We start from the raw sequence: 8154 nt of genomic DNA on the forward strand, positions 1-8154 counted from the left end.
GGAGAGGTGTATAAGAGACAGCCCCCGGCACCGAGGGGCGCGGCGCCGGGGGTGACGCGTCAGCGGGGGAGCGCGGTGAGCGTCGAGACGACCTCGTCGCCGTGGGTCGCCGAGGTGCTGCCGAGGGGCGCGAGGGCGGCGACGAGGGACTCGTGACCACCCGCGGCCGCGAGGGCCGCCACCGCCACCGGCATCCGGGCGCGGTCCGCGCCGTCGGCGATCTTGACCGCCACCCCGGTGCCGTCCGGCAGGCCGAGCAGCTGCACGCCCTCGGCCCCGTCCTTGGCGACGAGTCCCGGCGCGACCACCATCGCGTCGGTGACGTCGCGTGCGCTGCCCCCGACGAGGTGGGGGTGGGCGCGCATGGCGGACGCGACGCGTCCCTCGGCGCTCGCGGCGTCGGCCGCAGCGAGCCGGCCGTAGGCCCGGGCGACGGCCGGAAGGGTCATGCCCACCACGGGCATGCCGCAGCCGTCGGTCGCCACCGGACCCGTCCGCTCCGCGCCGAGCTCGTCGATCGTGTCGCGGATGGCCACCTGGACGGGGTGGCGCGGGTCGAGGTAGGTGTCCGTCGGCCACCCGGCGACGACGCACGCGGCGAGCACGAGGGCGTGGTTGCCCGAGCAGTTCTGCACGAGCCGGCTGCGTCGGCCGCCGGCCGCGAGCAGGGCCTCGCGCTCCGGGGTGCCGTACGGCACGTCGGGGAGGTTGGCGAGGTCGCCCTCGCCGAGACCGTGGTCGGCGAGGAGGCGGCTCACGGCCGCCACGTGCTCGGGCCCGCCGGAGTGGCTCGCCGAGGCGACGGCGAGCAGCTCGGCGTCCGCCTGCACACCCAGCCGCAGTGCGGCGACCGCCTGCAGGGGCTTGAGCGCGGAACGCGGGTAGACGGGGCAGGTCCCGTCGCCGGCGAGGAGGACCGTGCTCCCGTCGGCGCGCGTCACGGCCGCGGAGCCGTGGTGCACCGACTCGACCAGCGCCCCCCGCCGCAGCACCGCCACGGGGACGTGAGCGGGCATCGGCGCCGACGCCGGCGCGTCGCCGCGCGACATCTGTAAGGCTGTCAGGCTGTAAGACAGGTTGGCCACGCGGAGACGATAGGGAAGGCGACCGTCGCCGGTCAAGGCTTCCGGTGGACCTTTCTGCCGTGAGGCGCGCGTTCAGGCGTCGCGCGGGTCGTCGGCGAAGAACCGCGCCACGGCGTCCTCGACCGACGAGAGGTGCTCGCGCATCGCCGTCGCCGCTCGCTCGGACGAGCCCGCTGCGATGGCCGAGACGATGCGGCGGTGCTCGGCGTCCGACTCCTCGCGGCGGCCCTCGAGGGAGTTCAACATGCCCGACTGGCTCGCCATGGCGTCCCGGATCTCGGTCACGACGGACGCGAAGACCCGGTTGCGGCTCGCCTTGGCCACCACCTGGTGGAACGCGGCGTCGAGGTCCACCCACCGCGCGAAGTCACGTTCGTCGGCCATCCGGTCGACGAGCTCGGTCAGGCGCGCCAGCTCCTCGTCGGTGCGGCGGGTCGCGGCGAGCGCGGCCGCGGGCACCTCGACGTGTGGCCGGGCCTCCTGCAGCTCGCGGGCGGAGTAGCGGCCCAGGGGCGCCTCCGCCGACGGGGCGCGCGAGACGACGAAGGTGCCGCGGCCGACACGCGTCTCGGTCAGGCCGAGCACCGCGCACGCCTTGAGCGCCTCGCGGACGACCGGGCGGCTCACCGCGAACCGGGTGGCGAGGGTGCCCTCTGCCTCGAGCCGGCTGCCGACCGGGAAGGTGCCGTCCTCGATGGCCTCGCGCAGCTGCCGGAAGACGTGGTCGACGGCGCCGGACGGCCGGTACGGCTGCCCCGCGGTCCACGTCACGGCGCTCTCCACGGTCGCCATCCTAGGTCGGGCCGTGGAGGGCGCGCGGGAGCGCTGCTACGTGACGACGGCGAAGCCGCCGGTCCAGGGCACCTTCTCGCCGGCGGCGAGGGTGATCTGGAGGAAGCCGAGCGCCTCGAGCTCCCGCGCTCGGCGCAGCGAGCCCGCATCGATGGCGGCGAGCCCACCGGACGAGACGATGTCGGCCACGACGGCCTTGGCCTCGGCGTCGTCGCCGGCGATGAGGACCGTCGTGGGCAGGTCCCCGAGCCGACCCGCGACGAGCGTGCCGGCGAAGGTGGTGTTGAACGCCTTGACCACGCGCGAGTCCGGCAGCGCGGCGGCGATCTCGGCGGTGGCCGACGCGTCCGGAGGGACGGTGAGCGAGTCGAACGTCTCGACGTCGAGCGGGTTGGTGATGTCCACGACGATCCTGCCCGCGAGGTCGGCCCCGCGAGCGGCGAGGACCTCCGAGACGGCCGGGTAGGGCACCGCCAGGACCACGACCTCGGCGCGCCCGTCGAGGTCGTCCTGTCGTCCGACGAGCTGCACGGTGTGCTCGCCCCGTTCGGCGACCGACGCGATCGCCTGCCCCATGTTCCCTGTTCCGATGATGGAGATCTGCGTCATGGAAGCGCTCCTGCCTGGTGGCGGTCCTGGTGCGCGATGCCTCCCTGCGACGATACGCCCGGGCCGGGCGGGGGCCGATGCCGCGTGGAGGCGCCGGGGCGCCGGGGCGCCGGGATGCGCCGGGATCCGCGGGGATGCGCCGGCAGGCGGCGGTCGTGTTCGCGCGGGACGGAGCGCGGGTATCTGCGTCGCATCGGACGAGATCGCCAGGAGGGCCCGTGTCCATCGAACCCAGCAGCGAGTCGACGCCGGCGCACGTCGAGGAGCTCGTGCTCGTGCGCCACGGCGAGAGCGTGGGCAACGTGGCCGATGCCGAGGCACGCCGACGGGGCGCCGGCCGCCTGGAGCTCGAGACGCGCGACCCCGACACGCCCCTGTCCGAGCGGGGGGAGCAGCAGGCCGCGGTCCTGGCCCGGACGGTCGCCGGCTGGGACGAGGACGAGCGGCCGGAGGTCGTCCTCAGCTCCCCGTACGCGCGCGCCGCGCAGACGGCTCGGCTCGTGACCCGACCGCTCGGGCTCGACGCGCGCCTCGACGAGCGCCTGCGGGAGCGGGACCTCGGTGTCTTCGACGGACTCACCGGCGCCGGCATCCGCGAGACGTACCCCGAGGAGGCCGAGCGTCGTGCCCGCCTCGGCAAGTTCTACTACCGCCCTCCGGGCGGGGAGAGCTGGACGGACGTCGCCCTGAGAGTGCGTCACGTCCTCGTCGACCTGGCCTCGATGCGCGCCGGCCGGCGGGTGTGGGTCTTCACGCACCAGGCCGTCATCATGAGCTTCCGCCTCGTGCTCGAAGGTCTGGACGAGCAGCGCCTGCTCGAGCTGGACCGCAACGAACCCCTCGGGAACTGCTCGCTCACGCGCTACCGGCGCGGGGACGACGGGCGGTTCGAGCTCGTCTCGTTCGCCGACACCGCCCACCTCGCGGCCTCGGAGGCCGAGGAGACCCACGAGGCCGCACCGCCCGACGGCGGCCAGAGCCATGCCTCGTGAGACGCCACGCCCCGTCGACGTCGACGTGCTGCGCGACTGGCCGCTGCCGGCGCCCGACGGGGACAAGACGGACCGGGGCACCGTGCTCGTCGTCGGGGGCTCCCGCCAGACCCCCGGGGCCGTCGTCCTGGCGGCCGAGGCGGCCCTGCGGGTGGGTGCCGGCAAGGTGCAGGTCGCCACGGCGGCGGACGCGGCGTCCGCCCTGGGCGTGGCCGTGCCGGAGGCCTTCGTCGAGCCGCTGCCGGCGCTCGCCTCGGGTGAGCTGGCGGTCGCCGGCGCGGACCGCATCCTCGAGCTGGCCTCCCGGGTCGAGGTCGTGCTGCTGGGCCCGGGGCTCAGGGACCCCGACTGCGCCAGGCTGCTCCTCGAGCGGGTGGTGCCTCGGCTCGACGCCCCCGTCGTCATCGACGCCCTCGGGACGGCCTACCTGACCGGCAACCTGGACGGCGTGCGCCACCTGGAGGGCCGAGTCCTCTTGACCCCCAACGTCACCGAGCTGGCATCGACCCTCCGGGTGCCGCGCTCCGAGCTCGGGAAGGACCCGGTCGACGCTGCGCGCCGGCTCGCGGAGGCGACGGGTGCCGTGGTGCTCGGCGGGGGAGAGGTGTCGTGCATCGTCACCCCACAGGGCGAGGCGTGGCGGGACGACGGGGGCTCCCCGGGCCTGGGAACGGCCGGGTCCGGCGACGTGAAGGCCGGCGCCGTGGCGGGGCTCATGGCGCGCGGCGCCGACCCCGCGCAGGCGGCGGTCTGGGCCACCTGGGCCCACAGCCGCGCCGGGGAGCGCCTCGACGGGGAGGCGCCGGGCTTCCTCGCGCGCGACCTGTCCCTCGCCATCGCGCGCGAGCTGGCCGGCGTCACGCGGACGTCGGGCGGCGGCTGAGCAGCCGGACCCGGCCGAGCCGGTGGTCTCGCGCTCGGGGCCCTGAGCTCAGGCGTGCGGGTCGCTCGGCAGGGTGAGCACCTCGGCACCGTCGCTCGTGATGGCGACCGTGTGCTCGCTGTGCGCGGTCCGGCAACCGGTCACGCTGCGCAGCGTCCATCCGTCGGCGTCCGTGACGAGCTGCGCCGTGTCGGCCATGACCCACGGCTCGAGCGCGAGCAGCAGTCCCGGTCGGAGCCGGTACCCGCGCCCCGGGCGCCCCATGTTGGCGACGTGCGGGTCCTGATGCATCGTCGACCCGACACCGTGACCGCCGAACTCGGTGTTGACCTGGTACCCCGCCGCCTGGAGCGTCGAGCCGATGGCGTGCGAGACGTCGCCGATGTGGGCTCCTGGCCGGGCTGCCGCGACCGCGGCCGCCAGGGCGCGCTCCGTGGCCCGGACCAGGGCGACGCTCTCGGCGGGCCGCGCCTGGCCGACGACGAAGCTGATGGCCGAGTCGGCGACCACCCCGTCCAGCGAGACGGCGAGATCGAGCGAGAGCAGGTCACCGTCGACGAGGGCATGGTCGTGCGGGAGCCCGTGCAGGACGGCGTCGTTGACCGAGGTGCAGATGTAGTGGCCGAACGGTCCGCGCCCGAACGAGGGCGCGTAGTCGACGTAGCAGGACTGCGCTCCCGCCTCGAGGATCATCGCCTCGGCCCAGGCGTCGATGTCGAGGAGGTTGGTGCCCACGGTGGTCCGGCGCCTCAGCGTCTGGAGGATGTCGGCCACGAGGGCGCCGACCGCCCGTGCCCGGGAGAGCTGGCTGCGGTCGAGGATCTCGATCATGCGGCACCTTCCACGTGGGTCCGACGACTGTCCGGCCCCATTCGACCAGACCGCGCCCCCTCGTCGGGCACCGGCGCTCCCAGCCGCTTCCCAGACTCTGCTGACCGAGTCTTGACCGAGCGGGGTCGTAGCGCGGCCGCCTCGCGGCTCGTTGTCACGGCGAGCGGGAGCCCGGTGTTCTCGCCCGATTGGTGGTCCCACCACACGCCTCGGGGGCGTCGCCTCTACACGAGCCAGGAGAACGCATGCTGTCACCGATGTCCGGCAGGGTCCGCTCCCGCACCCTGCCACTCCTCGCGGCCGCCACCCTGACCGGGGGGCTCGTCGCCGCCGCACCGGCGCTCGCCGCCACCCCCGACAGCGGTTCGGTGTCCGACACGAGCACGAGCACCCAGTGGACCGCCGGGCCGTTCGCCGTCCCCAACGTCACCGGCACCACGGGCGACGTGACGTGCGGTCCGGGCCTGTGCGACGACTTCGCGCTCCACGTGTCGACGCCGAGCGACTACGGCACGACGCACCAGCTGACGATCAAGGTCGGCTGGGCCACCGCCGCCGCCGACTTCGACGTCTACCTCCTCGACGCCAACGGTGCGGTCGTCGCGTCGGCGGCATCGAGCGCCGACCCCGAGGTCATCGTCGCGCCGCCCACGAGCGGCGACTACACCGTGCGGATCGTCCCCTTCGCCCCGCTCGGTGAGACCGTCACCGGCACCGCGACGCTGACCGACGTGCCGGCCAACCCGGCGCCGGGCACGGCGACGCCGCCGACCTTCAGCCAGTACGGGGCCCCGGAGTCCTTCGGCCGCGCCCACGACGCCGGCGAGCCCTCGATCGGCGCCGCCCACACCACCGGGTCGACCTTCTACCAGGCGTTGTACGACACGTACCGGGCCACCTGGGACGACACCGTGACTCCCTCGAAGGTGACGTGGTCGGACGTGTCGGCGACGCCGGCCAAGGGCTGCCTCACGGGCGGCTCGACCTCGCTCGACCCGATCGGGTTCACCGACCCGAAGACGGGCCGCGTCTTCGAGAGCCAGCTCGCGGGCAAGACCTCGCTGATGTGCTACTCCGACGACGAGGGCCGGACCTGGTCACCCAGCCAGGGTGGTGGCCTCAACTCCGGGGTCGACCACCAGACCGTCGGCGGAGGCGCCTACTCCCCGAACGGGACCGGAGCCCTTCCGACGTCGACCTATCCGAACGCCGTGTACTACTGCAGCCAGGACATCGCCGACGCCAGCTGTGCCGCGAGCCACGACGGCGGCGTCACCTTCGGGCCGGCCGTGCCGATGTACTCGCTGCTCGACTGCGGCGGCCTGCACGGACACGTCAAGGTCGCCCCGGACGGCACCGTCTACGTGCCGAACAAGTCGTGTGGCGGCAACCAGGCCGTCGCGGTGTCCGAGGACGGTGGCACGACGTGGTCGGTCCGCAAGAACCCGGCCAGCACCGCGGGCGACTCCGACCCGAGCGTCGGCATCGGCGCCAAGGGCACGGTCTACCTCGGCTACCAGGCCGCCGACGGGACGCCACGAGTGGCGGTGAGCCGCGACAAGGGCCGGACGTGGACCGACGACCAGAACGTCGGCGCCGGCCTCGGCATCCACAACACCGTCTTCCCGGCCGTCGTCGCCGGTGACGACGACCGGGCGTCCTTCGCCTTCATCGGCACGACGACCCCCGGCAACTACCAGGACGCGGCGAACTTCACCGGCGTCTGGCACCTCTACGTCTCGACGACGTACGACGGTGGCAGGAGCTGGGTCACCGTCGACACCACCCCGAGCGACCCCGTCCAGCGCGGCTCGATCTGCACCGGCGGCACGACGTGCGGCAACGACCGCAACCTGCTCGACTTCATGGACGCCACGGTGGACCGCACCGGTCGGGTCGAGGTCGGGTACGCCGACGGCTGCACCGGCGCCTGTGCCCAGCCGGGTGGGGCGCAGAACTTCGACGCCTACGCCACCATCGCGCGCCAGCAGTCCGGCGCCACGCTGTACTCGGCCTTCGACGCCCTGCCGAACCTGACGCCCACGACATTGTCGGTGGCGAGGACCGGCGGGCTCTACGCCACGAGCACGACCGTCGCGAACACCGGCCGGGCCGCGGCCACCGGCGTCACGACCCGGCTGTTCGTCGACGGCGTGAACGTCGCGACGTCCGCGCCGACCGACGTCGCGGCGGGACGCTCGACGAACGTGACGTTCCCCGGTGTGCGCCTCGCCAAGGGAACCCACACGGTGGTCGTCGTGGCCGACCCGGACGGCCACGTCCGCGAGTCGGACGAGACCGACAACCGGCGCCAGACGCAGGTCCTCCGGTGAGCCCGGGGACGCCGGCTCGCGGGGGCGCCGTCGTCGCGGCGCTCATGGCGCTGACGCTCCTGTCCGCCTGCGGCGAGGACGAGCTGGAGGCCGCCGTGGCGCAACCCGGCACCGGCGCGTCCCCGGCTGCGATGGTCTGCGCCAGGGACGCGAAGCCCGTCGACCTGCCGGACGGGTTCCCCCAGCAGGCGACGTTGCCCGCCGGCTACGTCGTCACCGGTGTCCAGGCCCGTAGCGGTGGGCGAACCGTGGTCACGGCCGTCTCCCCGACGTCCTTCGAGCAGACGCTCGCCGACATGCAGCGCGCCTACTCCACCCGCGGCTGGACGGCATCGGACGGGGAGGTCGAGGAGCGGGACGCGGAGTCCGACTTCGACGGCAACGGTCTCCGCGGCCGGTGGGCCATCCGGCAGATCCCGGACTGCACCGGCAACACCGCGGTCAGCGTGCTCATCGGGACGTGAGGCCCGCAGGTGGCGGGGCGTCGCGCCCCCACCTGTCTCTTATACACATCTCCGAGCCCACGAGACGCGTAGTAATCTGGGGGGGGGTGTTTTTTTTTGGGGAGGGGGGGGGGGGGGGGGGGGGGGGGGGGGGGGGGGGGGGGGGGGGGGGGGGGGGGGGGGGGG

The 8154-nt window shown here is 74.4% G+C and carries 8 protein-coding genes; 4 read left to right on the plus strand and 4 right to left on the minus strand.

Features of this window, described 5'->3' with window-relative positions:
- Nucleotides 1-59: 59 nt before the first annotated feature.
- The 3 genes from ACPYOM_RS19445 to ACPYOM_RS19455 form a co-directional block, all read right to left on the minus strand.
- Nucleotides 60-1085 carry an asparaginase gene (locus tag ACPYOM_RS19445; RefSeq protein WP_481347215.1) on the minus strand — a complete coding sequence of 342 codons (1026 nt, stop codon included), beginning with the start codon at nt 1083-1085 and terminating at the stop codon, nt 60-62.
- A 72-nt stretch (nt 1086-1157) separates the two neighbouring features.
- Nucleotides 1158-1868, minus strand: coding sequence for a FadR/GntR family transcriptional regulator (locus ACPYOM_RS19450; RefSeq protein WP_481342914.1), 711 nt, complete (start codon nt 1866-1868; stop codon nt 1158-1160).
- Nucleotides 1869-1913: 45 nt separating this feature from the next.
- Nucleotides 1914-2486: an NADPH-dependent F420 reductase gene (locus tag ACPYOM_RS19455; RefSeq protein ID WP_481342913.1), complete on the minus strand. Its 573-nt coding sequence runs from the start codon at nt 2484-2486 to the stop codon at nt 1914-1916.
- 218 nt (nt 2487-2704) lie between these two features.
- Between ACPYOM_RS19455 and ACPYOM_RS19460 the strand changes: the two genes are divergently transcribed.
- Both ACPYOM_RS19460 and ACPYOM_RS19465 read left to right on the plus strand, forming a co-directional pair.
- Nucleotides 2705-3478 carry a histidine phosphatase family protein gene (locus ACPYOM_RS19460; RefSeq protein WP_481342912.1) on the plus strand — a complete coding sequence of 258 codons (774 nt, stop codon included), beginning with the start codon at nt 2705-2707 and terminating at the stop codon, nt 3476-3478.
- Nucleotides 3468-4361, plus strand: coding sequence for an NAD(P)H-hydrate dehydratase (locus ACPYOM_RS19465; RefSeq protein WP_481347216.1), 894 nt, complete (start codon nt 3468-3470; stop codon nt 4359-4361). The genes ACPYOM_RS19460 and ACPYOM_RS19465 overlap by 11 nt, the downstream gene beginning before the upstream one ends.
- 48 nt (nt 4362-4409) lie before the next feature.
- Here the strand turns inward: ACPYOM_RS19465 and map are convergent, their stop codons facing one another.
- Nucleotides 4410-5192: a type I methionyl aminopeptidase gene (map, locus tag ACPYOM_RS19470; RefSeq protein WP_481342910.1), complete on the minus strand. Its 783-nt coding sequence runs from the start codon at nt 5190-5192 to the stop codon at nt 4410-4412.
- 245 nt (nt 5193-5437) lie between these two features.
- On the opposite strand from map, the gene ACPYOM_RS19475 reads away from it, so the two are divergent.
- On the plus strand, nt 5438-7525 hold the full coding sequence (locus ACPYOM_RS19475) for a CARDB domain-containing protein (RefSeq protein ID WP_481347217.1): 2088 nt from the start codon (nt 5438-5440) through the stop codon (nt 7523-7525).
- Nucleotides 7522-7989, plus strand: a complete 468-nt coding sequence (locus ACPYOM_RS19480; RefSeq protein ID WP_481347218.1) for a hypothetical protein — start codon at nt 7522-7524, stop codon at nt 7987-7989. Before ACPYOM_RS19475 ends, ACPYOM_RS19480 begins: the two co-directional genes overlap by 4 nt.
- Nucleotides 7990-8154: the final 165 nt, after the last annotated feature.

Source organism: Monashia sp. HAY1-2A (genome assembly GCF_056755315.1).